A 25,991-nucleotide genomic window follows, 5' to 3' on the forward strand; every position below is an offset into this window, starting at 1 on the left:
AAGAACCCCGTACCGTAAGGTGCGGGGTTTTTTGCTTTTGTTTTTCTCCCTCACTCTCACCCTCTCCCTGCGGGTGACTGCATCCGACAGCACAGTTTCTCCCCATGATTAAACAAATTCACATTTCCCTCTACGAAATTTCTTAATTTCCCATTTTTATATATTTATATATCTGGTAAAAGCATCATAAATTTCAGATTATTCATACCACTCTGCGAGATATAAAACCCTGTTTTTTGAGCCTTACGAGTTAATAATGCGTATCTATCCCGCATTAAATGTATTGCTTTGTGATGAAATTGTGATTTGGTAGCATTTGAATTAGTTCGAAGAAACGATGGGAATTAATATTAGGCGAGTTTCATTATTCGCATATCGTTTTAAGAACTAAACCAAGAGTTAATTTCACTCGCGTATATCATTTGTGTAGCGTGACGACTCTTTATTTCTCAGGATATTGGTAAAAACAGGATATTTTATGAAACTGAATAAAGTTGCTATGGCTGTTGCTTTGACCGCAGCTCTGAGTTCAATGTCTGCATTCGCTGATACGACGAATGGCCAGATTGAATTCCAGGGCGAACTGGTGAATACCGCATGTGGTCTGGCGCCAGGCTCAAGCCCGGTAAGCGTTGATTTTGGCCAAATTCCAGTTTCTGCACTGGCTAATGGTGCGCGCGCCGGAAACGTACATCAGAACATTGAACTGCAGCACTGTGACACCACCGTTGCACAAACAGCTGAGGTAACGTACTCCCCAACCAGCGTAAACCCAACGGATGCGTCTCTGGCTGCCTTCACTTCTGGTACTGCGTCGGGTGCCGGTATTGGCCTGCGTGACAGCGCCAGCCAGGACGTCGTCTGGGGTAACGCAACCACGCCTGTTCAGTTGGTTGATGGCACCAACACCATTCCGTTCGTGGCATATGTGAAAGCAGAAAGCGCAAGTGCGACCGTAACGGCGGGTTCCTTCCAGTCAACGGTTAACTTCGAGATTGCTTATCAGTAATCCGCAGAGCAACGTCAGTGCGGGAATTATCCCGCACTGTTAAAGAACGAAAATAAAATGGATTTTTAATGCCGCTTTATTTCACTGTCATCGCGATGGAACGATTTACGCGAAAGTCATGACGGCATTTCTCCATATTTTAATTGTAGGCATTAACAAAATAATTATAACGCGGTGGAACGCTGGACGCTTTTAATGGATTTGTTCAGGACGGGGATCATGTCAGTAAAATTAAAAACGAATCTTACAATTATTGCTCTCCTGGTGATGAATTGCTGCTATGCAGCAACGGTGCGCGGAGAAGAGCGCGTTGAGTTTAATACTGATGTTCTGGATGCTTCAGATCGTACCCGTATTGATCTGTCACGTTTTGCGACAGATAACTATGTCACACCTGGTGATTATCTGCTGGATATCCGTATCAACGGCCAGTCGGTAGGCCAGGAGAAAATCCGTTATGTGGAATCGCCTGAAGGCAATCGTACGCTGCCGTGTATCAGCGGCGACCTGCTGGACAAACTGGCGCTGAAAGAAGACGCACGTTCACAGGTCACTCAAATCTATGAAAACTGCTATTCCCTGCAGCGTTTGTCGGGCGCGAAATTAAGCAACTATGCCGGCGTGCTTGAAATCACCGTGCCGCAGGCATGGATGAAGTACAACGATCCTGACTGGACGCCGCCTGAACGTTGGGATGAAGGTATTGCTGGCCTGATTTTTGACTACAGCATTAACGGGCAGCTGACTCGTCAGTTCAGCGACAATAAAAACTACAGCGCGATATCAGGTTACGGTCAGGCGGGAGCTAACATCGGCGGCTGGCGCATACGCGGTGAATATCAGACCAGCTACTACAGCCAGCACCATCAATCCAGTTTTGACTGGAACCAGATCTACGCCTACCGGCCGTTGCCGATGATGGCGGCAAAACTGACGCTGGGGGAGATTTACCTGAATTCGCAGGTTTTTGATACGCTGCGATTTACCGGGATTAACCTCGCCAGCGATGAGCGGATGCTGCCGCCTGCGCTGCAGGGCTATGCGCCTGAAATCCACGGTATTGCTCGCTCGAATGCCAAAGTGACCGTCAGTCAGAGCGGGCGCGTCATCTATGAAACTACCGTCCCCGCCGGACCGTTCAATATTCAGGATTTACGCAGTTCAGTGCGCGGTACGCTCGATGTACGCGTTGAGGAGCAGGATGGCTCGGTATCGCTGTTCCAGGTGAATACCGCCAGCATTCCGTATCTCACGCGTCCGGGCTATGTGCGTTACAACCTCTCTGGTGGCACGCCGTCCCGCTATAACCACTCGCTAAAGGGACCGACGTTCCTGTCTGGCGATTTCTCCTGGGGGATCAGCAACGCGTGGTCGCTGTACGGTGGCCTGCAGTCATCGGGTGAAGCCTACACTGCAGCCTCTCTGGGTATAGGTCGCGATCTGAACGCGTTAGGGGCGATCTCTCTGGATGCCACAGAGTCGTGGAGCCGTGAGCCTGATGGCAAACGCCTGAAAGGTACCTCATATAAGTTGAGCTACGCGAAAACCTTCGACGAATACAACAGCTCAATTACGTTCGCGGGGTACCGCTTCTCACAGGAAGACTTCCGCACGATGGCGCAATACCTTGATGAGCGTTATCAGGGTTATGACCATGTCGGACGCGAGAAACAGCTCTACACCATTACCGGGAGTAAAACCTTCTGGGCCGGTGAGGCGGGTAAAGCGACGACCGTCTTTCTTACCTGGACCCACCAAAACTACTGGAATCAGCGCAGCCAGGATCGATACGGCATGTCCGTGGGGCGAGCCTTCCGCGTTGGCGATATCAACGGCATCACCGCCAATCTTTCTGCTTACCGTACCGATTATAAAGGGCGTAAGGATGACTCAATCTCCCTCTCGCTGTCTGTGCCGATTGGGGATAACAAATGGGCGGGTCTGGACGTCCAGACCAACAACGGTAAAACCAGTCCAATGGCGTCATACACCGACAACAGCGACTTCAACAATCTGTGGCGCGTTCGCGCGGGTGCCAGTCAGAACAGTAACGCCAGCGTTGACGGCTATTACCTGCACCGTTCGCAGTGGGCGGAAATTAATACCAACGCAAGCTACCAGCAAAATGAGTTTATGGCGTTAAGCACCACTCTGCGCGGCGGCTTTACGGCGACCCGGCACGGTGCGGCGATGCATAACAGTGGCGCAACAATGAACACGGCGCGGGTCATGGTCGATACCAACGGCATTGGCGGCGTCCCACTCAATGGTGAAAAGTCCCGGACTAACCGCTTCGGTATTGCCGTTGTACCGGATGTAGTGAGTTACAACAGCTTTGATACCCGCGTAGACGTCGACGCCATGGATGGCGATATCGAACCGGCCAGAGCCATCAGTACCAGCACCCTGACTGAAGGGGCCATCGGCTATCAGGCTTTTGGGATGGCGAAAGGGATGAAAATGATGGGCACGTTGCGCCTCGTTGATAACAGCGTCCCTCCTTTTGGGGCAGAAATTTACAACGCCGATGGCGTAAGCGTCGCCATGGTGCTGGAGGACGGAAAGGCATGGCTTGCGGGCATAAACGCCAATGAAACCCTGAATGTTATGTGGGGGGGCAAACAGCAGTGCAAAGTAACCGTCCCGCCTGGAGAGAACAACGGACGTTCGGACATGCTTCTGCCGTGCCGTTAATCCTTTTGTAAGCATTATCTCACTGTAATGAAAGGCTAAAAATGAGCAAGAACAGACATAGCAGATATCTTATTGCGGCGTGTGCGCTGAGCCTGGTGGCGGGCTACGCGCAGGCAGGCGTCTCCCTGGATCGGACGCGCATCATCATTACGGAGAAAGAATCTTCGTCCAGCGCTAATTTGTCCAATACCAGCCCGGATATCCCCTTCCTGGCCCAGTCGTGGGTGGAGGATGAAAAGGGCAATAAGATCGCCTCTCCGCTGATTGTACTCCCGCCGTTACAGCGAATTAATGGGGGGCAGAAAGGGATCGCGCGGGTCACTAAAACGGCTGGTATCGAAAAACTGCCGAAGGACAGAGAGAGCCTGTTCTACCTCAACGTCAGAGAAATTCCGCCAAAACCGGAAAAACCCAACACGCTTCAGCTGGCAATGCAATCACGCATCAAGTTGTTTTATCGCCCTGAAGCGGTGATCCCGAAGACAAAGGGGGAAGTTTGGCAGGATCGGGTGGTGTTCCAGAAAAGCGGCAGCGAAATGACCGTGCAGAATCCTACGCCTTACTACGTGACGATCCTCAGCCTGACCAAAGAAGACGGGGTGAAGATCACCCGTTTCCCGGGGATCATGGTTGCGCCTAAATCGAGCCAGACGTTTGCGATAACGGACGTCGGTGTCAGTCAGTTTTCTATGAAGTTTGTGAATGACTATGGCGGGCATCCGGAGCTGAAATTCCGTTGTGATGGCAATACCTGTAAGGCGTTACCCCCTGCCCAGCAGGGTTAACAAGGAAGGAGCCTGACAATGCAACATCCTTATCCTTATGCCGCCCTTCTCGCGATGTGCGCGCTCGGATTTTCCGGGGCGGCACGATCCGTGGTGGACGGTGAAATTAAGGCGGTAAATGGCACCTATGAATACCTGATCAACATTAACAATCATGATATTACCAGCAATCAGGTCGGTGCTGTCGTTATCGACGAATTTGATCTGGCAGGGATGTTTCAGGGCCGCGCGTACTGCGCGCAGCCGATGATAAGCCAGCCGGTCTATTACACGTCGCAGGCAACGTTAACCCAATCAGGAATGACGGCGGGTTACCTCAAGCTGAATGACTACATGGACGTCAAAATCGAGATCTACATCGGCGGTAATCTACAGCAGTACAAAACCGTACCCTTCGATAACGTCTCCAATAATGTCAATCAGAACTACTGCAACCCCCCCAGCACCATACTGGACAACCAGTTTGCCTCCGGTGCGAAGGGGAAAGTGACCTTTATGATCACCAAGCCCATTATCAATGGGGTCAACTTGCAGGGGGCAGAAATCGCAACACTTTATGGACGACTGGGGCCGGGGGCAATGGGCCAAACGCCACTGTCGCGCGTCACCATCGCTTCAGGCGTCATCACCGTACCGGATAAATGCATCGTGAATCAGGGGACGCCCATCGTCGTTGACTTCGGCAACATTCCGGGGACGGGCAGTCGGCTGGATGGCATCAACTACAGTCAAAACGTACCGATTCACGTCAAGTGCCAGGGCGGCAGTTTTTCCCAGGGAGAGCTGAATATCAAGCTGGGGATCCAGCAAGCTAATCCAGCGTTCAGTGACGGTAAATACCTGAGTACGCAGGGAGCCGTCGACCGGTCTGAACTGGGGATCGCGCTGCGTGATAGCAAGGGTAATCCTGTGGTGCCAAACACGTTCTATAACGTGCCGGGATTTTCCCACAACGAAGGTGACTGGAACCTGATCGCCGCGCCGGTGGCCAAAAACACTACCTCGGTTATTCCCGAAGGCGAGTTCCATGCGTCGGCGACGGTTGTGGCTGAATTCCAGTAAGGAGGGAATATGCATCGCATGATAATCATCCTCACCTGTTATCTCACGGTATTCGCTGCGGCACCCGCCTGGGCGCGGGGAGAGTTGATCGGTGGCGATCTTAGCTTTAAAGGCGTCGTCATGGCTTACCCGTGCAGTATTGCGCCAGAGTCGGGTCGGATCCTGGTGGATTTTGGTGAGATATCAACAAAGTCATTGTATATAAACGGAAAAACGACACCGGTTCCGTTCGCGATTAAATTGCAGGACTGTAATCCGAACGTCTTTAACGCGGTGACGGTAACGTTCAGCGGCATCGCCAACGCCAATATGGCGGACCGGCTGGCCATCAACGCAACAGCGCCGGGTAATGCGGGCGGGGTAGGGATTGGATTGCTGGAGGAGGATGATACTCCCGTGCGCCTGAATGTCGCCACCCGTCCCACTCTCATCAACGACACCCTGTTACGGCTAAGCTTCCAGGCTTTTGTTGAAGCGGAACCCGATGCCGTGGCAAGCGGAACGTTAACTACCGGGCCATTTACCGCCACTGCACATTATACGTTGGATTATCAGTAGCGGCGTTAACCGGGAGCTGCGGCATGAGATATCAGTTCTTTCTTTACGATAAAAATATTTTTTATTCGCAAGGAATTAAAATGGTTATTACCAGTTTACTCGCAGAACAAGCGGACGTTTTATATTCCTTAACGGATGATTACGATCAGCTCCTTGTTCAATTACAGCGTCAGGTTAATGACGAGGGTTGCATGTGGATCCTCTGTGATTTAGACAGCCTGCCGCGAGAGCGGCTTCACACGCTGCAATTAATGAAAGAGTTCTATCAGCAGGAAAATAAAAACCTGATTATTCTCTTAAGCAAACATAATATGCCTCTTTTTTTTGCGCTGTATTCGCTTTTGCCCACCGCGCACTGGTTGCTCAAAACTGAAAATATGGAGAGCATCACGCCTTTTTTTCAGCGTCTGTTGGATAAAACACGTCAGGGATGTTGCTTTAGTGCATCGCTGGTCAACTATACGAAAAAAAACTTTATGACCGGAGCGTGGATCCCACGATTTCCGGGAGTGAGTGGTGGTTGATGGAAGAGCTATTTAAGGGGAAATCCCTGTCGCAAATATCAGACGAAGTAAACGTCGACATTCGTCGCTTGAGCTATATCAAACGCCATTTAATGAAGAGGTTGAATATCAAAAGCAATATCGCTTTATTCTCTGCGTTTCGCGGCATTATGCCCTGAATCCGTGAGCCACATTTTCGGTAGAACACATTACCGATTTAACAGTGCAACATATTGCACGCCATTAACCCGAAGTAAGGAGAACGGAAATGAAAAAACTGACCGCATTTGAAGCCGCGAGGATTGTGGGGGGAACCTGCAAGACGTGTGAAATCACGTATCAAAACGTCACCGTTGGTGGCGTCACCTCCTGTAAGCAGATCACAACCTGTACAGATAAGCATGGTTGTACGACCACAATGAGAGATGCTGATTCCAGCAAATGCGGTGGGATCCCTAACCGCTATTAACACCGAAACTGCCTGGGGGCTGAACACCCTCAGGCTCTTATTTTCCACTGAGAGAATACGATAGTGACTACCTGTACGCGCAAAACCGCGATCGGATATTCGATCTTTCTGATTATGGTTTCCGTTTTAATTACGGTACTTTGTTACCATATTTTTGTTTTTAAAACTTTTACGAGAGATGATTCGCAGACGCAGGCATTTCGCGAGGTCAGCCCCGACATGCAGGCGAACAGTCCGATTAAAAATGAGCGCAGTATTATCGAAGTCATGTCTTATGGTTGTCATTATTGTGCGGCAAACGAAGAGAACCTCGCGGAATTTAGCCGTACTCTGCCGCCAGACAGCACATTTACCTCTATTCATATTGCTGACGAGGATAATGGTCTTGCAGCCTATGCACCGCTTTTTGCGACGCTGGAAGCGATGGGGATAGAAAAGCAGATTCGCGACAGTGCGTATAACGCCATTATCACGCGCAACGTCGATTTGACGGATGAAAAAAAGCTGAACGGTTGGTTAGTCAAAAATAATATTGATGTCGTCAAGTTTAATACGTTCAGGCTAAGCAAGGCGGTAAAAGAACGTCTCAGCGAAATGGCGGCCATTACTGCTTATTATGATATCAACGCCACCCCGATGTTTATTATTGATAAACGCTATGTTGTTGCTCAGGATCGCGAGTTCCCGGCGTTTGCTCAGCGCATTCGGGAATTGCTCGAAGAGGATAAATAATCCCGTGGTCAGATTATTCATAATCTGGAGCGTGTTGAGTTTTAAAAACAGCACGGGAAAGATTGAAGACATTCATCAAAGGCTTACTCAGTGCGGTGTTGTTTTTCTGAGGAAAATTGTGCGCGTCGTGCCTCTCCCTGTGACGCTGACCGTGGCGAAGGGACTGTGCGCAACGCGACTGTTCGGGCGTGCGTTTCGCTTGCGTAACGCGGTGGCGAATGAAAACGTTCGTTGCCTGACCGGGCAAAAAATCCGCCTGAACGTGGCCTGGCTGACAGTACGGCGACGCCTGCTGGAAGAGGCCGCCACCTGGGCGCAAAACCCGGCGCTGCTTCAGCAAATGCGTACTTGCGCAGCGGAACTCAATGCGGTGGTCACACCGCTGTACCAGCAAAATGCACCCTACATACTGGCACCGCTCCATACGGTGTCTGACGTGCTCGCTGCCATCATTGGTGCCAGCGTCACGCCGGGGAAAGCCAGTGTGGTGGTCTCGTCCAGCGCGGAGCTTTACAGCGCTCCCGCCCGTGCATTCGGCGGCGTAGCACTTGACTACTGTTCAATCCACCAGGAAAACAAAACGCTTGCCAGCAACCTGATGGATCTCATCACCGATGTCGCCGCCGGGCAGCGGAACATGATTATTTTCCCCGATATCACACCCGACTATACCTCGCAGGCTGAAGGGATGCTGGTGGCGAAACAGCCGTGTCGTTTATTTGGTCGCAGCGCCAGGTTGCACGGTGGTGTGGTGCGTCTTTCCGGGGCGATAGCTGCGCAGGTCGTGTTTTATCACCTGAGCTATGACAACCGCCTGCGCATTCACATTCATCCGCCGGTGAGCAGCCAGCATGTCGCCAGCGCGCTGCCCGACATCATTGAATCTACCCTGCGAGCGTCCCCGCAGGAGTGGCTCCTGTGGCACAGCCATTCTCTCTACTTTATTAATCACTCACGATAACAATGAAAAACACGATCCCGAATCTGATCTTTCAGGAAGAGACCAACGAGTGCGGACTGGCGTGTGTAGCAATGCTGGCACAAACGCAGGGACAGACGATCTCACTGGAAACGCTGCGCGACATTTTTCCAGCCTCCGACCACGGTACGTCGCTGGACACGCTGATGGCCATTCTGGCGCGGTTGGGCATTGCGACGGCCCCTGTGCTGTTTGAGCATCACGAACTCAGTGAACTCCCGCTGCCAGCCATTTTGCACTACGGCGCGAGCCACTATGTCCTGCTGGCCTGGCGTAAAGGCAACCACGTCTGCGTGATGAACCCGGCGATTGGCGAGCAGTGGCTGCCTTTTGCCGCGCTTAAGCAGGAGATCAGCGGCTATGCCCTGATAGTGGAGCCAGAGCAGAGGCTCGCTGCAGATCCCGCGCTGGCGCGACCGACAGCGGGACAGAGCATGCCTCGGGTGATGAGCATGCAGGAGACGGCGGATGTGCCGGGCATATATCGGCTGATGCTGTTGACCTTCATGGTGTCGTTAACGCTGTTTCTGATGCCCACGATGGTGAGTAGTGCCATCAATAAAGCTTTCTCCAGCGTTGAGAGCAGCGGCTTCCCGTACGGCTGGTTTATTCTGGCCTTTGTGGTCTCTTCGCTGATGGCGCTGGGAGTTCGGGCGATCGCCGAACGTTACATCAAACGCTTTGTGCTGATCCACAGCGGTGTCGGCTTTTCTCGCCTGCTTCAAAACCCCCTCCGTTTTTTTGAAAAACGCGCGCCGGGGGAGATCTTCAGCCGCTTCACGGCCTGGCAGATGGGCCTGCTGCAGAAGATCGAACTGGATAATGGTCTGCGTTCCGATTGGGTGATCGGTGCGATCGCGCTGGCGATCATGTTCTGGATCGCGCCCATCCTGGCGGCGATCTCCGCCATCGGCGTGACGGTGATGGGGATCATCAGCGTCTGGGCCGTGATCCGCGATCGCTGGTTTACCCAGCAGCTACAGCTGAAAAGCGCTGCGCTGAATGATTTTTTCATGGAGACCCTTCAGGGCATATTGACCGTCAAAACCGCCGGGCTGGAAGGGCAGCGTCAGGCGCAGTTTGCCGCCTTAAGCCGCGAGCTCTACACATGCCTACAGAGCCAGAAGGTCTATCAACAGGTGAAAGAAGGGCTCTATCAGCTATGCGGCAGTCTGGAGATGGTGGCGTTTATGCTGGTGGTACTGCCGATGGTCCACGGCAAGCAGATTTCGCTGGGCGATTTTTTTGCCTACAGCTTCCTGCGGCAAATCTTCACGTCCTACGTCACGCGGATCTTCTACGCCATCATCCAGAAAACGCAGCTGCACGTGATCGACACCCGCGCACATGCCCTCTTTGCTCCAGGAGGAGAACGCGCGCCCGCGCCGCTGATCGCGGTACCGACAGCGGATACAACGCCTGCTTTGGCCTTTGAGGCGCTTGGCTACGGGTATGACCCCGCTGTGCCCGTCCTTTCATTCGTCTCATTATCGCTGCCGGCGGGTGAGCAGATCGCGATAGTCGGGGAGTCGGGGGCCGGTAAAAGTACCTTACTTCGGCTGATCGCCGGGCTGTTTTCGCCTCAGGCAGGAGGATGTTATGCCGCCGGTCGCGCGCTGCCTGCCGCGCATCTGGCGCAGTATGTCTGTTTGCAAAGCCAGGAGGACATTCTTTTTAACGCCTCGGTGCGTGAAAACATCACCTTATTCGACGCGCACTACCGCGAGCGTGACCGCGGACGGATTGAGGCCCTGCTTGATGCTCTCATGCTGGGTGACGTGGTGCGTGCATTGCCGGGTGGTCTGGATGCTCTGATCCGCGAAAGCCACGCGGCGCTCTCTCTCGGCCAGCGTCAGCGCCTGTTGCTGGCCCGCGCGTTGTACAGCTCACGTCCGGTGTTATTGCTCGATGAGCCGACGGCCAATCTTGATGACGAAACCGCGGCAATCGTCATGGCAACGGTTCACGCCCACTGCCGCAGGGCCGGTAAGTCGTTGATTGTTGTCACGCATAGCGAGCAGGTTTTATCGGGCTTTCAGCAGGTTTACCACCTGGTCGACGGCAGGCTCAGCCTGCGGGAAGGGAGCGATGAAGCATAAATCTCGCTGGGTGATGCTGGGCTGCGGTCTGGCGTTTGTCGCCGCGATGGCGGGCGTCTGGGTGTCTATGGCCTCGCCCTCACCGCATACGCGTTTACCCGTGGACACTGTCGGCACCGGCGACATCGAAAAGGTGGTGCTGGTGACGGGGATCCTGAAGCCGGCGGTACAGGTTAACGTCGGTGCGCAGGTCAACGGACAGCTGCGGAAATTGTATGTTCGCCAGGGAGAGCGCGTGAAGAAAGGGCAACTGCTGGCAGAAATCGACCCGACGTTACAGGAATCGGAACTCAGGAATACAAAGGCGCAGCTTGCCAGCGCCCGAGCGCAAAAGCGCTCTGCGCAGGCAATGTTGCTGCGCTACCGCCAGGAGCTGGACCGACAGCGCCTGATGCAGCGCGACGGCTCGGGGGTGCGCAGTGAGTTTGAGCAGGCCAGATCGCAATACGCTGTGCAGGTGCAGCAGATAGCGGTGAGCGAGGCGCAGATTGCACAGGCTGAAATGGCGGTGAAAACGGCGCAGGCCAACCTCAGCTATACCCGCATTGTCGCGCCGGTCGACGGCGAGGTGCTGGGTATTGTGACCCGTGAAGGTCAGACCATCGTTTCTTCGCAAACGGCGCCGACCATCCTGGTGTTGGCGGATCTCGATACGATGCAGGTGCAAACGCGTATTTCAGAAGCGGACGTCCAAAAAATTCATCCCGGCCAGCCGCTCAGTTTTTATGTCATCGCCAATCCGGATAAACGCTACGCCAGTACCATGGGCTATGTGCAGCCTGCGCCGCAGGACGCGATGGAGGCGTCCGGTGAGAGAGGTATGGGCGGGAACGCGCAGGCGATGGCAGTCTACTACACCGGCACGTTCGAAGTGCCTAACGCTGGGCGTGAGCTCAAAACATCCATGACGGCACAGGTATTTATTCAGATCGCCAGGGCCAGCAATGTCCTGCGTGTTCCGGTTGCCGCACTGGGCCAGGCGCTGGATGCCGATCGTTACACCATCACCACCGTTAAAGATGGAAATACGCAGTCCCGCACGATCCGCATTGGCATTCAAGATCGGCAGTACGCCGAAGTGCTGGAAGGGCTGCAGGCGGGCGAACAGGTGGTGCTGGCGCAAGAGACGGAGCGAGGATAGCGGATGGAGCCGATTATCGTATTACGGCGGGTGTGCAGACGATTCCACGCGGGCACTCAAACGTTAGCGGTGCTGAGTGATATTTCACTGACCTTTCATCGCGGTGAAATGGTGGCGATTGTGGGGGCATCCGGCTCGGGTAAGTCCACGCTGATGAACATCATTGGCTGCCTGGACAAACCCACGTCCGGAGAAGTCCTGATCAACGGCACGCCCGTGCATAACGCGGATAGCCTCTACCTTGCCGATCTGCGCAGCCGTTACCTGGGATTCATTTTTCAGCGCTATCACCTGATGCCGTATCTGACCGCAGAAGAAAACATTGCCATTCCCGCGCTGTACACCGCAATGTCGGAACAGGAGCGTACCGCCCGTGTGCAGAGGTTAGCTGTTCAGCTCGGGCTGGAAAACCGTCTCCAGCACCGTCCAGCGGAGCTGTCGGGTGGACAACAGCAGCGGGTGAGCATTTGTCGGGCATTGATCAACGGTGCACACATTATCCTGGCAGACGAACCTACCGGCGCGCTCGACAGTACCCGTGGTAAGGCTCTGATGGGCGTGCTGCATCAACTGCATGCGTCAGGGCACACGGTGATTATCGTTACCCATGACCGCGATATCGCCCGACAGGCGCAGCGTATTATTGAGATTAGCGACGGGCGAATCATCAGCGATGTACGGCACGCTGAGGTTCATCCCTCAATGCTGCTGCCGGAGCAGGACAACGGCCGAGCGTCGCTGGCGAGCCGTTTTCGCGAGTCGGTTCGTATGGCCTGGCGTGCACTGCTTGGGCACCGTATGCGTGCGTTTCTTTCCATGCTGGGGATCATCATTGGCATCGCGTCGGTGGTGTCGTCAATGGCGGTAGGGGAAGGCGCGCGGCGGGCGATCGTGGATGAGATAGGCAAGCTGGGAAATACGACGCTTGAGATCCGCCCGGGCACCGGATGGGGCAACGCGCGTCCGGACATGGCGCGCGCGCTGTCGATGGAAGACGTGCGCAGTTTGCAGGCGCTGCCGTGGGTGATGGGCGTCTCGCCGGTCGTCAGCAGCACTGCACTCGCGGTCCGCAAAGGTCTGGATTCCTCGATGATGCTGTCAGGGGTATCACAGGACTTTTTCACCCTGCAAGGGCTGCGCGTTGTTCAGGGTAATGGCTTCACGGCGCGCGATGTTGCGGAAGGTGAACCGGTTATGATCCTGGATGAAACCGGGCGAGATACGCTGTTCCCCGGTGGGGAAAATCCGCTCGGTGCACTTGTGCAGATTGCCGGTGCGCCGTGGCGCGTGATCGGCGTGGCCACTCGACCCGGGCCGAAAGTGGTGGGGGGCTTCATGGCGGCGTGGGTTCCGCATACTGCTTTGCAGCAGCGGCTGACGGGGCAAATACCGCTGGAGTCGCTGGTGCTGCGTTTTCAGCCGCCGCTGACATCACAGGAGGCCGCGCAGCGCGTGGAGCGCCACCTGCTGCGGGAACACGGACGAAAAGATTTCTTTATACAAACCGACGATCGGCTGGCGAATGCCATGCAAAAAACGTCGGACTCCATGTCGCTTCTGATTACAGCGATCGCGGCTATCTCGCTGCTGGTGGGCGGCGTGGGTGTGATGAATATCATGCTGGTGTCGGTGACGGAGCGGACGCATGAAATCGGCATTCGATTATCCGTGGGGGCTCGACCCGCAGACATCATGAACCAGTTTCTCATTGAGGCGGTGATGATCTGCGTGCTCGGTGGCCTGGTGGGGGTGTCAGGCGCCTGGCTGGCAGGGCATATTTTTGCCTTCGTGACGGACGCCTTTTCAATGGTATTTACCGTATTCCCGGTGCTGATGGCCTGCGGTTTTTCTGCTGCGATCGGCCTCACGTTTGGTTATTTCCCGGCGCGCAGCGCGGCTCGCCTTTCCCCTACGGAGGCGCTGGCTCGCGAATGACACGATACCTCTTTTTAGCCGTACTGCTACTCCTGGCGGGTTGCCGCGCGATGACCCGCAGCGACTACCAGCGCCCGCTGCTGTCATTGCCCACACAGTGGCCCACGATGGCGGAAAAGGGGACGGAAAACGGCTGGCGTTTTAGCGATCCCCGCCTGTCTCGGGTGATTGAACAGGTACTGGAAAGCAATAACGATCTTGCAGCGGCAGCCCTCACGCTGCAGCAAGCACGCGTTGCGGCAGGACTCACCAGCACCAACATCTCCCCCGACGTCAGAGTGAGTGGAGCCGCCAGTAACAGTAAAAATGTGCGTCGGGGGGCACCTCCACAGGAGAACTACAGCGGCAGTGTTGCCATCGCCTGGGAGCTGGACCTGTGGGGAAAACTGGCGCGCACCCGTGAGCAAAGCGAATGGCAGGCCAGGGCAAGCGAGCAGGATTACCGTGCAACCGTTCTCTCAACGATGGGCCTCACCGCTCAGCTTTACTGGCGTATCGCCTTGTATAACCAGCAGATCCGCCATCAGCGTGACGGTCTGACTGTCTCTGAACAGACCGTGCAACAGGTGTCCTCATGGTTTAACGCCGGAAAGGTGGGGCAACTTGATGTTCTGCAAGCACAGCAGGCGCTGCTGGCGCGGCAAAATCAGCTCAGAACGTTGGTTCAGCAGCGCCAGAACACACGCAGTGCGCTGGCACTGATGCTTAACAGGCCGGCGGAACAACATGCCGATGAATTGCGCGAGCTGGACGTGTATCAGCAGGTGCCTGTGGCACAAAAAACGCCGCTACGGGTGATCGCTCAGCGGCCAGATATTCAGGCTGCTGAGTCGCGCCTGCGAGCCGCGCTTGCGGGTTACGACGCGGCTCGCCTGCAGTTCTACCCCACGCTTTCGCTTGATGCGTCTCTGAATGCCGGGAGCCAGGTTTTTAGCCAGTGGTTCCGCGATCCTATCCGTACGACAGGGGCCGCGCTGGCCTTGCCGTTTATCCAGTGGAACACCCGTCAGCTCACCGTTGCGCAGGCAGATTTAGCGATAAAACAGGCCGCGATCGCGTTTCGTTCTACCGCCTATACCGCACTCGCTGAAGTGGATGAGGCTATGGAAAACCGGCTGAGTGCAGATGAGCAACGCAGCCGACTCCATCAGTCGCTGGCGCTTAGCCAGCGGCGATTATCCCTTACGGAAAGCCGTTATCGCGCAGGTGCGGTGGATTTCCAGACGCTGCTCAACGCGCAGGACGATCTGCTGAACACAGAGAACGCCCTCGCGCAAACCCAGTACGACTACCTTTACGCCACGCTGCAGCTCTGGCTGGCACAAGGGGGCGACACGCAAAACAGGATGATAAAAGATGAAGCTGAAAAATGGAGATAATCGGGTGGTTGTTACCGGCTATGGGGCCGTTACCCCCCTTGGCGTGACGGCTGGTGAGAGCTGGCAGGCGATCATGGACTATCGGCTGGGCTATCGCTACGTCGATTACACGGCGCGGAATATCAAAACCCATTTTCTCGGGCTGGTGGACAACGAACCAAGCCTGATTGGGGTTCCTGCCGCCGTCAGACGCCGTCTGCCGCGTTTTGCCCGGCTCACGTTTGGCGCGGCGCGTCAGGCCATGGCGATGGCTTTTGGCGGCCAGCCACCGCAGGAGTTCTATAGCCCGCTAGACTGCGGCGCGATCATGGGGACCGGCTGGGGAGGGCTGGACGAAAGCTACGATGCGCAGAGCGATTTTTCGGCAACGGGCTTCGCCTCGCCGTTTAACTGTTTTTATTCGATGCCTAGCGTCACCACTGCCGCCTGTAGCCAGTTCTGGGGGCTCAACGGCTTCCAGAACACCGTGGTAGCGGCCTGTGCGACGGGAACCATCGCCATTGGCGAAGCCTACGAGGTGATCCGCACCGGCAGAGCGCAGATGATGCTGGCGGGGGCCGGGGAGTCGCTGACCAGTCCCTGCGCGATCTGGAATATCGACGTATTAGGGGCGTTAAGTAAAGAAACGCAGGATCCGCAGCGCGCCAGCTGTCCTTTCAGTGCCCACCGTAATGGGTTCGTGCTGTCGGAGGGGGCGGCGGTACTGTGTCTGGAGTCGCGCGAGGGGGCGCTTGCGCGCGGCGCGACCATTCTTGGCGAAATTACGGGTTACGCCAATTTCTCTGACGCCTGGGATTTTACCTCGCCCGCTGAAGACTGCCTTGCGCGCGTGCAAACCATCATCTCCGCGCTGCGGCAGGCCGGACTTGAACCCGAGCACCTGGACTATATTAACGCTCATGGTACTTCGACACCGCTTAATGACATCAACGAAACGCAATCGCTAAAAATGGCGCTGGGGGAGGCGGTCTGGACTGTTCCCATTTCCAGCACGAAGTCTTACTCCGGGCACTTAATTTCAGCCGCAGGCGCGTTCGAGAGCATCGTCTGCCTGCAGGCCATTGCCAACGGCATTATCCCCGCGACGACCAATTTTCAGCATGCGGATGAGTGCTGTGATCTGGATTATGTCGTTGAAGGGCATCGTCACGCCACTATCCGCCGTACGCTCAACCTGAGCTTTGGGTTTGGTGGCGCAAACGCGGCGTTGATTCTGGAGAAACATTCATGATGACGCTGCGTTACAGCCAACAGGATGCGCGGCTATGGGCTGCATTTTCAGGGGATTACAACCCCGTGCATTTTGATAAAGCCTGGGTGAAATCGCAGGGTGGAAGCCGGCTCAGCGTGCACGGTATGCGCGCCCTGCTGGATGTCAAACGGTTCATCAGTCCGGAAGTTCGCCGCTCATCCTTTCTGAAGTGTACCGTGCGGTTGCGCAGGCCGCTGTGGCGGGATACCACTTATCTTCTGATGTGCGATCCCAACAAGCCTGTTTCAGCCTCCGTGTACGATCTTACCGCTCAAACGGTCTGCCTTTCATGTGCTATCGCGCCGGTTAACCTTTTTGCTGTGGCAGAAGCAGAAAGTCAGCGAGAACTCGGCGCATCAACCATTGCCGCGCTACATCAGACGTTTTTGCCCCTGCTTCCCCACGCACAGCAGTGGCATTTTCTTGATGCCCTGCTGTTTCGCCATCTTCTTCAGGATACCGCGCTGTTACATCAGAAAGACATCGCACCGCTGATACCGTCTGGCCATACGCTGGAGGCGTTGTTTACCCGCTATCCCGTTGTCCAGACCCATCAGGAGGTTGTTTTTGACAGCCATCTGCTCGCGCCCTGGCAGACGGTGCCTTTACCGGAACCGCTTGAGATAGAGACATTACCCGCCACGGTGGTTGGCGATCTTAGATATGGCGCAGTGGTGCGAATTGCTGCGCAAACCCGCTATCAACAACACTACATCAGCAGTGCCGTGACGCTGAAAGTTGGCCCGCTGACAAAAGGAAATGCAAATGAACTCGTATGAAATCATCTACAGCAAAATCAGCGAAATGATTGCTGATGCAAAAGATCTGCCGCTGGAGGCACTGACACCGGACACGACGCTGCCGCAGCTGGAACTTGACAGCCTCGATTATGTTGAACTGATGGTACTGGCGAAACGCGAGTTTAACGTGACGCTTACGGCCGAAATGTTTATGAAAAAGCCGCATATGACCCTTCGCGATTTGAGTCTGTACATCGACCAGGAAATGGCTGGCTGAGATGATAAAGAGATGGATGTTGATCACCGGCGGCAGCAGAGGAATCGGACAGGCTTTGGTAAGCCACCTTCTGCCCGAGTGGAACATTGTGTTTACCGGCCGCAATGAGGCCGGAATTGGCCGTACGCTGGCGCAGGCGCAAGGTCTGCGCACGGCAACCTGGGTAAAAGGTTACCGCTGCGATGGCCGCGATGAGGCGGATGTCCAACGGCTGGCGACGTCGCTACTTGACGAGTTTGGCGCACCAGCGGCCATTGTACACAACGCCGGAATGACCCGTGACGCACTGCATATTCATCAAACGGCACGCGACTGGCAGGATGTGCTAACGAACAACCTGGTTGCGCTCGTGAACTGGAACCGAACGCTTTTACCCGCCATGATGATGCAGGGGAGCGGAGCTGTGGTATTGATGTCGTCCGTAACGGCAATAAAGGGCAATAGCGGCCAAACGGCCTATGCAGCCAGTAAGGCCGCAATGATTGGCCTGACGCGTTCGCTGGCGCAGGAGATGGGACGCTTTGGCATTCGGGTTAACTGTCTGGCGCCGGGACTGATTGAAGGTGAAATGGTTGAGGCTATCCCTGAAGCCCGCCTGAAAGCCATGCGGCAGAGCATTCCCTTACGCCGTCTGGGGCAAACGCAGGACGTGGCGCACGCTGTTGCCTTTCTGGCCGGAGAAGGAAGCCGCTATCTCACCGGGCAAACGCTGGTGCTGGACGGAGGGCTGTCAGCCTGAGTTAAGGCAGCCGCGAGAAGGGCGACTTCCCGCGGCTCATGACAGGGTCAGTTGATTAATTCGCTGTACCAGAGCGCGTCGTTCTTTGACCGACTCATGGAATATCTGTAATAAAATCGCACTGTGTTGCTGCACGATACCCGCCAGCGCGGGGGCGATTTCCGCCGTTTCACCTACCCGGGCCTTAAATTCGGACGATAGCGTGACCCCCTGAAGTAACGAGGCCAGCCAAATGCTGGCTTTGATAATCGTCACTTCCGGCGGATAAGCGGATTTTGCTTCTACGGATTTCTGAAGCTGACACCATCCTGCTATGTCTCTTATTGCCTCAATAGGATAGAGCTCATCCCAAACTGCTTTTCCCTCATCGGTCTGTGCCGGTGTGGCGCACAGGGCCAGGCTCGGGAGATTATGCAATAGCCCTCCGATTTCAATCTTTAAACACTGCACGGGAGGAATACCCATTTCTCTGGCAAGGTATCCCGATATTCGCCCGACCACCAGAGAGTGCTGAACCCCATGTTGACTGAATCCATCTATAATAAACGCCAGCATACCGGCGATATCGCGAAAGTTGTGTAATGAGAGGGTGTCGTTATGAATGCGGGGGATTTCTTTAATATAATCGTCAAACTCTGTTGATTGAATTCTTAGCCAAAAATGATCCCTGCTTGCGACCCTTTGGAAGGCATGGATATAGTCAGGTTGAAACAGGTCGTTCTCACCGCTGACAATAATTTTTATAATTTCTTCTTGTGCGGTGATGACATCGCTGGCCCGGTAGTGAGAGATTAATACATCCAGACGATCGGCCAGATAAATGATATGGCTTTCTTTCGGGGTTTTAATACCATTAACACACGCCCCCGACCATTATTCCAGTGGGTATGATGATATCGCACAATGGCGTTCAGCGGATTCAGTAAAGGGACACTGGCCAGCAATTCCGCTCCCACAGCAGCGTGGTTATTGAGTTCATTATCGTAATAGCTCATAGGCTGGAGGCGAGACTCTTCATTCAGTCCTCCAATATCATGAAGCAGGGCCGCCAGCAGGGTTTTCCGACATTGCGCAGGCGTAAACTGCGACTCTCGTGCCAGGAGCCAGGCAATATACGCCGTTCTGACATGATGCAAGTTAAGCCGAGGGTTGATCATGTCTATTATTTTTGAGATGCAAGCCAGTGATTCTATTAATTTTATATTCATGATATTGAAAATTTAACTTACGCTGTGCTTCGTTAAAGAAAACCACACAAATTATTTTCGTTTGCAACCATACTGCGGAAATGTGTGGTTACCAAAGAGTAATGTATTATTATTGAGTTTATTAAGGTAAATTATTTTGTCGTCTGGCCCTTTGCCAAATAATAAGTTTATGGCGACAGTGTCATCAATATTATCTGTGCTGTCGCGCAGGGTGCGGACGCTCGTGACTTGATATAAATTCGCGCTGGGGTTAAATTTTTTGTATTTTATCTTGAGCGTTCGCGAAATCAGTTGGTTTTTATTGTCATGAGAGAGTAACCCATCGATATTCATGAGGATATGATCGTTCGCCATGTTGATAAAAATCAGCCCTTCAGCATGGACACTTTTGCCGTTAATGTTTTGTACGACAGAAAATTGCGATTCGCAGGAGAAAACAGCGGGGCTGGTAAATGAATACATCCCCCCCGCCAGGAAGAGAGCGAGGCATAGCAACAGGAAAAAGACGCGCTTAGACATTGTTTTTTTCTCTGTAATAAAAACTTTCGCAGTTACCGTTATCACACTCAACGAGTAGCAATTGTATAATGTTACCTAAGGTTCCATTTATCTGCTTCTTGTAAAGGTACAGTTCTTTTGGCTGCGAACAGTCGAATGGTTGTGTTGTAAAATGAAAGCTATTTTTTACATCCCATAGCGACAGTGCGGGGGATGTAAAAATGATGCATTGGTCATCAACTATTTTATGTACGTTATTCCCTGAATCGACGGTGTGAGGCCTTATTACTAAAAGGATTGACACAATACCTAGCGCGATTATTCGGGCTATCCTTTCAAACACCGAAGGAGGAGGGGGGTTGCGCGTGGCTTCTGAGGTTTTTTCTTCCAGGAACGGGGTTCGATACTCGCGGTCGTTATGGATGATGACATCATCTGCAATCTTAAAACCAATGCGGGGAACGGTAGTGATAATCTCTTTTTCCACGCCCAGGTCGTTCAGATTTCTGCGTAACGTTGAGATATATTGATTGAGGTTACTATTTGATGCTCTGGCGCCGTACTGATCAAACACGGAATGAAAAATTTCACTTCTGGACAGGATATCGCCGCGGTGATTGAGTAATTCTGCTAATAGACGCGTCGATGTCTGAGATAATTCAACGCAATCCCCGGTAAGCACATTAAGGAGAGATGCATCCTCCGTATCAAAAGTGATAAATCCCTCAATATCGTACCTCATATCCCTCTCCTCCCTAAGCCCTACTTTTCTCTCACATACCGACTGTTTTCGATAAAACAGTATGAAAGCCAGATAAAAACCCTGTTTTTACTTTCATTTGAAGCTAATGTTGCTGGTTGACTCAAGGGATTTCATACTGCTAACTCCTTCAAAACTCAGGAGTCGACAATGAAACTCTCACTGTGTTCATACAACCCGGAGGCTGTACATCCAGGCTACAACGCACCTCACGACAATCTGCAGATGTTAGCGGCGGAAATGGGAATAAGTGGTCTGGCGATGATCAGAGGCCCGGAACAAATGTTGATTCTCAATTTACTTAAAGATCATAGCACGCAGGGACTGTCCACGAGGGAGCTTGCCAATCTGTGCGGTATTTCAATTTATAAAGTTAGACACTTACTTCTTCCGCTGGAAAAATATGGCCAGGTTATACGGGATAAAATGCAAAAGCATCATCAGTGGTTTTTGTCAAAGGATGCGACATAATTATGTTTGCATTCTAACAAGGGGTATTTTTATTTGCAACAATGGCACGGAAGTCAAATAGATATATCTAAGACTTTTGAAAAATACTAATTATAATCTCGCAGGACGTTAAGAAAATTCCCAATAAATGTATTAACGTTCCTGTATTAATACTTATGAATTCATGTTTTTTGATTCAAAATAATATTGTTGTATTGCAGCTAAATGCCCTGCTTTACGTTCGAGTGAATCATGCACCGAGGGGCCATGGAGAGTAGATGAGGAAGCGTGAATAGTTTGACGTTGAAAGTCATCTGAGGGGAATGCCCCCGGTGTTTTGGCGCTGAAAAGCAAAAACCCAGCCATAGGCTGGGTTCTTTAAATAGTGGTGCCCGGACTCGGAATCGAACCAAGGACACGGGGATTTTCAATCCCCTGCTCTACCGACTGAGCTATCCGGGCAACGGAGCGCATTAAACCGCAATCCCGCCCGATCGTCAACACTATTTCTGGAAAAGCTGTTCAACTGCTTAAGTTTGCGGCAATGCGCTGACTTCTGAAGCAAACAGGTCAAATTACGCTTACGTCAACGCGCCGCCCATGCGGCACTGGGCAAAGCGCAGGATGTCCTCTGCCAGGCGGTGAGCGGTATCCACATCGGCCTGGCTACGATTTACCAGCATACGGCTCAGGCAGCCTTCCAGCACCAGCTCCATTTGCTTTGCCACCATTGCCGGATCATCCACTTCAAGCGTTGTCAGCAGTTCGTGGGTGAAGTCGTGCGCCGCCCGTTTTTGCTGATCCGCCAGCTGATGGATCGGATGGCCTGGATCGGGGTAGTACGTGCAGGCGGCGATAAACAGACAACCCGGATAGCGGTTGTTACTTACACATTCCGTCAGCGCGGTATAGCGCGCCAGCAGCTTCTGTTCGGCGGTCAGCTCTTCATTCAACATCAGCTGCCTGCGCCAGATATCAACCTGCTGGCTGAGGTAGCGCAGGGCATCATAAAGCAGCGCCTCTTTATCGGGCCAGAAGCGCGTAAGCTCATCCAGAGGGTAATCGATACGGTCGGCTACCATCTCAAGCGTGGTGCTGGCGATCCCTTGAATCTCAAGTAATTGCAGGGCTTGTCCCAGTACGTCTTCGCGTTGCACGGTTCTCTCCTCCGTTATTCCCAACGGTTGTCCCGTTTAAAGTGTTGTTTACGGTTGGCGATCGCGCAAATGCGCGCTGAAAGCCGCCGCTTCCATAAACCCGGTTACACGCTGCCCTGGCTGTTCTTCACCCTGTTGATTGAAGAACAGAATGGTCGGCAGCCCGAGCACGTTAAGTTGCTTCAGCAGGGCTTTATCCTGCGCATTGTTGGCGGTCACGTTTGCCTGAAGCAGAACGGTCCCGTTTAGTGCACCTTGCACCTGCGGGTCGCTAAAGGTGTACTTTTCAAACTCTTTGCAGGCAACGCACCAGTCTGCGAAGAGATCGAGCATCACCGGTTTGCCGCGCGCCTGGGCCAGAGCCTGGTTAAGATCATCCACGTTCTTAATCTGGATGAAATTCAGATGCGCCTGGTTCTGAGCCACTGGCGTGCCAAATGCCCAATCCTGAAGTGGACGCACGCTCACCAGCGCAGCGGCGAGCAGGACGATTTGTACCAGACGCATCCACGCGCTTTTTGCCCCCAGACTGACGATAAACGCCCAGGAGAAGAACGCTACGCCGAGCATCGCCCACAGGCGCATCCCCCAGACGTCACCGACAATACGCTCCAGCAGGAAGACCGGCAGCGCCAGAATGACAAAGCCAAACGCGGTTTTCACCGTCTCCATCCACGGCCCGCTCTTCGGCAGCAGGCGGTTGCCAAATACCGTGACCAGGATCAGCGGTAGACCCATCCCAAGCGCGTAAAGGTACAACGTACCGCCGCCAAGCCACATATTACCGCTCTGGGCGATATAGAGCAGAATCGCGCTAAGCGGAGCAGTGGTGCAGGGCGAACAAATCAGCCCGGCGATAGCTCCCATCGCAAACACGCCACCCGCTGAACCCCCCTGTTGGCGGTTGCTGAGCAGCGTTAAGCGGGTTTGCAGGGAAGATGGCAGTTGGAGGGTGAACAGGCCAAACATCGACAATGCCAGCAGGATAAACACCACCGACAGGCCGATAAGGACATAAGGGTGCTGAAGAGCCGCCTGGAACTGTAAGCCGGCCGCCGCAACCACGAGGCCGAGTGCCGTATAGGTTAACGCCATTCCCTGCACGTAAATAAAGGCAAGCAGTAGCGCGCGGGCGGTGCTAAGACGCTGTTTTCCGCCCAGCACTATCCCGGAGATCAACGGGTACATCGGCAGTACGCATGGCGTGAAGGCGATGCCGATACCTATCAGCAAGGCCCAGAGCGCGGAGAAAGGGAGGTCTGACGCAGGCTCACCTTCACGCTTGACCTCTGCAGGAAGAGGAGCAACGTTGGCGGCAGACGCTTTAACTTCACTAAGCGGAACGACCTTGGTTTCTGGGGGATAGCAGAAGCCTGCATCGGCACAGCCCTGGTAAGTGACGGTGAGCGTAGCGCCTTTGTCTGCCTGTTGCACCGTTACGGGCACGCTTAAGTGCTGGCGATAAATCTCGCTTTTGCCGTAAAACTCATCCTCGTGCCATTCTCCCGCAGGCAGTTGCAGCGCGCCCACGCTTGCCTGAGCGGGTGTGATACTGACCTGCTTACGATACAGGTAATAGCCCTCTTTCACCTGCCAGGTGAGGTTGAGGTCATGCTGGTTTTGCTGGAAATCGAAAACAAATGCCTGATCGGCAGGAATAAAGTTCGAACGGCCGGGCGCGTCAAACAACCCGGCAAAGGCTGACGTGCTGCACAGCAGCAGGATCAGCGTAAGGAAACGTTGAGCCATGAGAGATAATCGTTATCACCGTGGAGCACTGGCAATACCAGCAGTTCCGGAGTTTGGTAAGGATGATGAGATTTGAGGCAGTCAAGAAGCGCCTGCTGGTTTGCCGGGTTGGTTTTGAGCAACATCTGGACTTCATACTCCTGCTCCAGTTTGCCTTCCCAATAATAAAGGGAGGTCGCTCCGGGGAGGAGGGTTACACAGGCAGCCAGTTTTTCGGCCAATACTTTGGCGGCGAGATCCTGGGCGGAAGCTTCATCAGGGGCGGTACACAATACGACAACAGCATCAGGCGTGTTCACAAGTCGACCTCCTCATCACGAAAGTGGTCACTATATCACGCAAGGCGATTGGTCATTAATGAAACGGGCCGCAGAGCGGCCCGATTTTAACTATTTTTACAACCCGAAACGGTTTACAGCACGACGCCGCCGATGATAAAGCCGAGGATCACGCACAGCGTAATCGCGACCACACCCGGGATCAGGAACGCATGGTTAAACACATACTTACCGATGCGGGTTGAACCGGTGTCATCCATTTCAACCGCCGCCAGCAGGGTTGGATAAGTGGGCAGAACGAACAGGGCAGAAACGGCAGCAAACGAGGCAATGGCCGTCAGTGGCGTTACGCCCAGCATCAGAGCCGCAGGCATCAGCGCCTTGGTCGTGGCAGCCTGAGAATAAAGCAGGGTAGCGGCAAAGAACAGTACCACCGCCAGCAGCCATGGGTAGTTGTGCAGCAGGTCACCCGCAACGGTCTGGATATCGCTGATGTGCGCTTTTACGAAGGTATCACCGAGCCATGCCACACCCAGCACGCACACGCAGGCGCTCATACCGGATTTAAAGGTGCTGGCATTCAGCACTTCGCTGGTATCGATTTTACAGGTGATGCTGATCAGGGTTGCGATGGTCAGCATGAATACCACAATCGCTTCGTTACGCGGCAGAACCGGGTTCTGGATGAGGCCTACTGTGTCACTGATGGCCGTCGCGTAGAACATCACCGCCACGATACCGATCAGGAACAGCACCACGGAGCGTTTCGCATGCGGCTTCAGTTTGAAGACCTGGCTACCGCGCAAGCTCACTTCGCCCTTGGCCAGACGTTCCTGATAAACCGGATCGTCTTTCAGTTCAGCGCCGAGGAAGTTACACAGCACGGCGGTGATCATGACTGCAATCAACGTTACCGGAATACAGATCGCCAGCAGCGTCAGATAGCTCACACCCATGGGTTCCAGGATTCCGGCGAAGAACACTACTGCCGCTGAGATAGGCGAGGCGGTAATCGCAATTTGGGACGCCACTACCGCAATAGAGAGCGGGCGAGATGGACGGATACCCTGTTCTTTCGCCACTTCGGTAATCACCGGCAGCGTGGAAAAGGCAGTGTGACCGGTACCGGCGAGAATGGTCATGAACCAGGTCACCAGCGGGGCAAGGAAGGTAATGTATTTAGGATGACGGCGCAGCATACGCTCCGCCAGACTCACCAGGTAGTCCATACCGCCAGCCACCTGCATGGCGGCGATAGCGGCAATAACTGCCATGATGATTTCGATAACGTCAAACGGGATTGCGCCGGGTTTAATCTGAAAGATAAGGGTAAGAACGAGCACCCCGAGACCGCCGGCAAAACCGATGCCGATACCCCCGAGTCTTGCTCCCAAATAAATCGCCAACAGGACGATGACGAGTTCTGCTCCAAACATAAGGACCTGCCTTGCTTATTAACAAGTTGATATTGAATTGTTGTATTTTGGTAACGCCTAAAAAGAAAAAAGGCACGTCACAAGTGACGTGCCTTTCGGAAG

26 protein-coding genes and 1 tRNA gene are annotated in these 25,991 nt (G+C 53.8%); 18 read left to right on the forward strand and 9 right to left on the reverse strand.

Going from position 1 to position 25,991, the window contains the following annotated elements; genetic code table 11:
• Window positions 1-478 precede the first annotated feature (478 nt).
• The 17 genes from M8370_RS18480 (at window position 479) to M8370_RS18565 (ending at window position 18,353) form a co-directional block, all read left to right on the forward strand.
• Window positions 479-1,009 carry a fimbrial protein gene (locus tag M8370_RS18480; protein WP_013095121.1) on the forward strand — a complete coding sequence of 177 codons (531 nt, stop codon included), beginning with the start codon at window positions 479-481 and terminating at the stop codon, window positions 1,007-1,009.
• A gap of 219 nt (window positions 1,010-1,228) precedes the next feature.
• Window positions 1,229-3,703: a fimbria/pilus outer membrane usher protein gene (locus M8370_RS18485; protein WP_250021565.1), complete on the forward strand. Its 2,475-nt coding sequence runs from the start codon at window positions 1,229-1,231 to the stop codon at window positions 3,701-3,703.
• 41 nt (window positions 3,704-3,744) lie between these two features.
• Window positions 3,745-4,488, forward strand: coding sequence for a fimbrial biogenesis chaperone (locus M8370_RS18490; RefSeq protein ID WP_250021566.1), 744 nt, complete (start codon window positions 3,745-3,747; stop codon window positions 4,486-4,488).
• A gap of 18 nt (window positions 4,489-4,506) precedes the next feature.
• Entirely contained in the window at window positions 4,507-5,550 is a 1,044-nt protein-coding gene (locus M8370_RS18495; protein ID WP_095453767.1) for a fimbrial protein, read from the forward strand.
• Window positions 5,551-5,559: 9 nt separating this feature from the next.
• Window positions 5,560-6,108 carry a fimbrial protein gene (locus tag M8370_RS18500; RefSeq protein WP_048972343.1) on the forward strand — a complete coding sequence of 183 codons (549 nt, stop codon included), beginning with the start codon at window positions 5,560-5,562 and terminating at the stop codon, window positions 6,106-6,108.
• Between the two features lie 23 nt (window positions 6,109-6,131).
• Window positions 6,132-6,632, forward strand: coding sequence for a DNA-binding response regulator (locus M8370_RS18505; protein WP_250021567.1), 501 nt, complete (start codon window positions 6,132-6,134; stop codon window positions 6,630-6,632).
• A 247-nt stretch (window positions 6,633-6,879) separates the two neighbouring features.
• Complete coding sequence (locus tag M8370_RS18515) at window positions 6,880-7,080, forward strand: DUF4762 family protein (protein ID WP_013095127.1); 201 nt, start codon at window positions 6,880-6,882, stop codon at window positions 7,078-7,080.
• A gap of 114 nt (window positions 7,081-7,194) precedes the next feature.
• A complete protein-coding gene (locus tag M8370_RS18520) occupies window positions 7,195-7,812 on the forward strand; it encodes a DsbA family protein (protein WP_250021576.1) in 618 nt (205 codons plus the stop codon).
• A 4-nt stretch (window positions 7,813-7,816) separates the two neighbouring features.
• Complete coding sequence (locus M8370_RS18525) at window positions 7,817-8,773, forward strand: ABC transporter (RefSeq protein WP_250021569.1); 957 nt, start codon at window positions 7,817-7,819, stop codon at window positions 8,771-8,773.
• A 2-nt stretch (window positions 8,774-8,775) separates the two neighbouring features.
• Window positions 8,776-10,890 carry a peptidase domain-containing ABC transporter gene (locus M8370_RS18530; protein WP_250021570.1) on the forward strand — a complete coding sequence of 705 codons (2,115 nt, stop codon included), beginning with the start codon at window positions 8,776-8,778 and terminating at the stop codon, window positions 10,888-10,890.
• Window positions 10,880-12,031 carry an efflux RND transporter periplasmic adaptor subunit gene (locus M8370_RS18535; protein ID WP_250021571.1) on the forward strand — a complete coding sequence of 384 codons (1,152 nt, stop codon included), beginning with the start codon at window positions 10,880-10,882 and terminating at the stop codon, window positions 12,029-12,031. Before M8370_RS18530 ends, M8370_RS18535 begins: the two co-directional genes overlap by 11 nt.
• Before the next feature lie 3 nt (window positions 12,032-12,034).
• Window positions 12,035-13,966: an ABC transporter permease gene (locus M8370_RS18540; RefSeq protein WP_097535385.1), complete on the forward strand. Its 1,932-nt coding sequence runs from the start codon at window positions 12,035-12,037 to the stop codon at window positions 13,964-13,966.
• Window positions 13,963-15,345, forward strand: a complete 1,383-nt coding sequence (locus M8370_RS18545; RefSeq protein WP_246932133.1) for a TolC family protein — start codon at window positions 13,963-13,965, stop codon at window positions 15,343-15,345. Before M8370_RS18540 ends, M8370_RS18545 begins: the two co-directional genes overlap by 4 nt.
• Complete coding sequence (locus M8370_RS18550; protein ID WP_046887426.1) at window positions 15,323-16,576, forward strand: beta-ketoacyl-[acyl-carrier-protein] synthase family protein; 1,254 nt, start codon at window positions 15,323-15,325, stop codon at window positions 16,574-16,576. Before M8370_RS18545 ends, M8370_RS18550 begins: the two co-directional genes overlap by 23 nt.
• Window positions 16,573-17,376: a hotdog family protein gene (locus tag M8370_RS18555; RefSeq protein WP_013095135.1), complete on the forward strand. Its 804-nt coding sequence runs from the start codon at window positions 16,573-16,575 to the stop codon at window positions 17,374-17,376. Before M8370_RS18550 ends, M8370_RS18555 begins: the two co-directional genes overlap by 4 nt.
• Complete coding sequence (locus M8370_RS18560) at window positions 17,363-17,614, forward strand: acyl carrier protein (RefSeq protein WP_013095136.1); 252 nt, start codon at window positions 17,363-17,365, stop codon at window positions 17,612-17,614. Before M8370_RS18555 ends, M8370_RS18560 begins: the two co-directional genes overlap by 14 nt.
• Before the next feature lies 1 nt (window position 17,615).
• On the forward strand, window positions 17,616-18,353 hold the full coding sequence (locus tag M8370_RS18565) for an SDR family oxidoreductase (RefSeq protein WP_176471387.1): 738 nt from the start codon (window positions 17,616-17,618) through the stop codon (window positions 18,351-18,353).
• 36 nt (window positions 18,354-18,389) lie between these two features.
• Here the strand turns inward: M8370_RS18565 and M8370_RS18570 are convergent, their stop codons facing one another.
• The 4 genes from M8370_RS18570 to M8370_RS18585 form a co-directional block, all read right to left on the reverse strand.
• The gene (locus tag M8370_RS18570; protein ID WP_250021572.1) at window positions 18,390-18,908 is read right to left on the reverse strand and encodes a hypothetical protein; all 519 of its coding nucleotides are present in this window, start codon (window positions 18,906-18,908) and stop codon (window positions 18,390-18,392) included.
• Window positions 18,909-19,144: 236 nt separating this feature from the next.
• Window positions 19,145-19,561, reverse strand: coding sequence for an HD-GYP domain-containing protein (locus M8370_RS18575; RefSeq protein WP_349665608.1), 417 nt, complete (start codon window positions 19,559-19,561; stop codon window positions 19,145-19,147).
• Between the two features lie 51 nt (window positions 19,562-19,612).
• Window positions 19,613-20,080 carry a FidL-like protein gene (locus tag M8370_RS18580; RefSeq protein ID WP_044158991.1) on the reverse strand — a complete coding sequence of 156 codons (468 nt, stop codon included), beginning with the start codon at window positions 20,078-20,080 and terminating at the stop codon, window positions 19,613-19,615.
• Complete coding sequence (locus M8370_RS18585; RefSeq protein WP_023621694.1) at window positions 20,073-20,801, reverse strand: winged helix-turn-helix domain-containing protein; 729 nt, start codon at window positions 20,799-20,801, stop codon at window positions 20,073-20,075. Before M8370_RS18585 ends, M8370_RS18580 begins: the two co-directional genes overlap by 8 nt.
• 168 nt (window positions 20,802-20,969) lie before the next feature.
• On the opposite strand from M8370_RS18585, the gene M8370_RS18590 reads away from it, so the two are divergent.
• Complete coding sequence (locus tag M8370_RS18590; RefSeq protein ID WP_014830351.1) at window positions 20,970-21,290, forward strand: FaeA/PapI family transcriptional regulator; 321 nt, start codon at window positions 20,970-20,972, stop codon at window positions 21,288-21,290.
• 365 nt (window positions 21,291-21,655) lie between these two features.
• On the opposite strand, the gene M8370_RS18595 is transcribed toward M8370_RS18590, so the two are convergent.
• From M8370_RS18595 to M8370_RS18615, 5 genes are all read right to left on the reverse strand, one after another.
• A tRNA-Phe gene (locus M8370_RS18595) sits at window positions 21,656-21,731 on the reverse strand.
• 119 nt (window positions 21,732-21,850) lie between these two features.
• Complete coding sequence (locus M8370_RS18600; RefSeq protein ID WP_013095254.1) at window positions 21,851-22,426, reverse strand: transcriptional regulator; 576 nt, start codon at window positions 22,424-22,426, stop codon at window positions 21,851-21,853.
• A 48-nt stretch (window positions 22,427-22,474) separates the two neighbouring features.
• The gene (locus M8370_RS18605; protein WP_250021573.1) at window positions 22,475-24,175 is read right to left on the reverse strand and encodes a protein-disulfide reductase DsbD; all 1,701 of its coding nucleotides are present in this window, start codon (window positions 24,173-24,175) and stop codon (window positions 22,475-22,477) included.
• Window positions 24,151-24,474, reverse strand: coding sequence for a divalent cation tolerance protein CutA (gene cutA / locus M8370_RS18610; protein ID WP_013095256.1), 324 nt, complete (start codon window positions 24,472-24,474; stop codon window positions 24,151-24,153). The genes M8370_RS18605 and cutA overlap by 25 nt, the downstream gene beginning before the upstream one ends.
• Before the next feature lie 113 nt (window positions 24,475-24,587).
• Window positions 24,588-25,889 (reverse strand): anaerobic C4-dicarboxylate transporter, encoded by a 1,302-nt coding sequence (locus tag M8370_RS18615; protein ID WP_013095257.1) that lies wholly within the window; start codon window positions 25,887-25,889, stop codon window positions 24,588-24,590.
• Window positions 25,890-25,991 lie beyond the last annotated feature (102 nt).

Source organism: Enterobacter cloacae complex sp. OE43NF (assembly GCF_023544405.1).
Taxonomy (GTDB): domain Bacteria; phylum Pseudomonadota; class Gammaproteobacteria; order Enterobacterales; family Enterobacteriaceae; genus Enterobacter; species Enterobacter cloacae.

Excerpts from the sequence above, each read along its gene's own strand:
- M8370_RS18480 (WP_013095121.1), top strand. The coding sequence starts at position 479 with ATGAAACTGAATAAAGTTGCTATGGCTGTTGCTTTGACCGCAGCTCTG.
- M8370_RS18485 (WP_250021565.1), top strand. The coding sequence starts at position 1,229 with ATGTCAGTAAAATTAAAAACGAATCTTACAATTATTGCTCTCCTGGTG.
- M8370_RS18490 (WP_250021566.1), top strand. The coding sequence starts at position 3,745 with ATGAGCAAGAACAGACATAGCAGATATCTTATTGCGGCGTGTGCGCTG.
- M8370_RS18495 (WP_095453767.1), top strand. The coding sequence starts at position 4,507 with ATGCAACATCCTTATCCTTATGCCGCCCTTCTCGCGATGTGCGCGCTC.
- M8370_RS18500 (WP_048972343.1), top strand. The coding sequence starts at position 5,560 with ATGCATCGCATGATAATCATCCTCACCTGTTATCTCACGGTATTCGCT.
- M8370_RS18505 (WP_250021567.1), top strand. The coding sequence starts at position 6,132 with ATGAGATATCAGTTCTTTCTTTACGATAAAAATATTTTTTATTCGCAA.
- M8370_RS18515 (WP_013095127.1), top strand. The coding sequence starts at position 6,880 with ATGAAAAAACTGACCGCATTTGAAGCCGCGAGGATTGTGGGGGGAACC.
- M8370_RS18520 (WP_250021576.1), top strand. The coding sequence starts at position 7,195 with ATGGTTTCCGTTTTAATTACGGTACTTTGTTACCATATTTTTGTTTTT.
- M8370_RS18530 (WP_250021570.1), top strand. The coding sequence starts at position 8,776 with ATGAAAAACACGATCCCGAATCTGATCTTTCAGGAAGAGACCAACGAG.
- M8370_RS18535 (WP_250021571.1), top strand. The coding sequence starts at position 10,880 with ATGAAGCATAAATCTCGCTGGGTGATGCTGGGCTGCGGTCTGGCGTTT.
- M8370_RS18540 (WP_097535385.1), top strand. The coding sequence starts at position 12,035 with ATGGAGCCGATTATCGTATTACGGCGGGTGTGCAGACGATTCCACGCG.
- M8370_RS18545 (WP_246932133.1), top strand. The coding sequence starts at position 13,963 with ATGACACGATACCTCTTTTTAGCCGTACTGCTACTCCTGGCGGGTTGC.
- M8370_RS18550 (WP_046887426.1), top strand. The coding sequence starts at position 15,323 with ATGAAGCTGAAAAATGGAGATAATCGGGTGGTTGTTACCGGCTATGGG.
- M8370_RS18555 (WP_013095135.1), top strand. The coding sequence starts at position 16,573 with ATGATGACGCTGCGTTACAGCCAACAGGATGCGCGGCTATGGGCTGCA.
- M8370_RS18560 (WP_013095136.1), top strand. The coding sequence starts at position 17,363 with ATGAACTCGTATGAAATCATCTACAGCAAAATCAGCGAAATGATTGCT.
- M8370_RS18565 (WP_176471387.1), top strand. The coding sequence starts at position 17,616 with ATGATAAAGAGATGGATGTTGATCACCGGCGGCAGCAGAGGAATCGGA.
- M8370_RS18570 (WP_250021572.1), bottom strand. The coding sequence starts at position 18,908 with ATGCTGGCGTTTATTATAGATGGATTCAGTCAACATGGGGTTCAGCAC.
- M8370_RS18575 (WP_349665608.1), bottom strand. The coding sequence starts at position 19,561 with ATGAATATAAAATTAATAGAATCACTGGCTTGCATCTCAAAAATAATA.
- M8370_RS18580 (WP_044158991.1), bottom strand. The coding sequence starts at position 20,080 with ATGTCTAAGCGCGTCTTTTTCCTGTTGCTATGCCTCGCTCTCTTCCTG.
- M8370_RS18585 (WP_023621694.1), bottom strand. The coding sequence starts at position 20,801 with ATGAGGTACGATATTGAGGGATTTATCACTTTTGATACGGAGGATGCA.
- M8370_RS18590 (WP_014830351.1), top strand. The coding sequence starts at position 20,970 with ATGAAACTCTCACTGTGTTCATACAACCCGGAGGCTGTACATCCAGGC.
- M8370_RS18605 (WP_250021573.1), bottom strand. The coding sequence starts at position 24,175 with ATGGCTCAACGTTTCCTTACGCTGATCCTGCTGCTGTGCAGCACGTCA.
- M8370_RS18615 (WP_013095257.1), bottom strand. The coding sequence starts at position 25,889 with ATGTTTGGAGCAGAACTCGTCATCGTCCTGTTGGCGATTTATTTGGGA.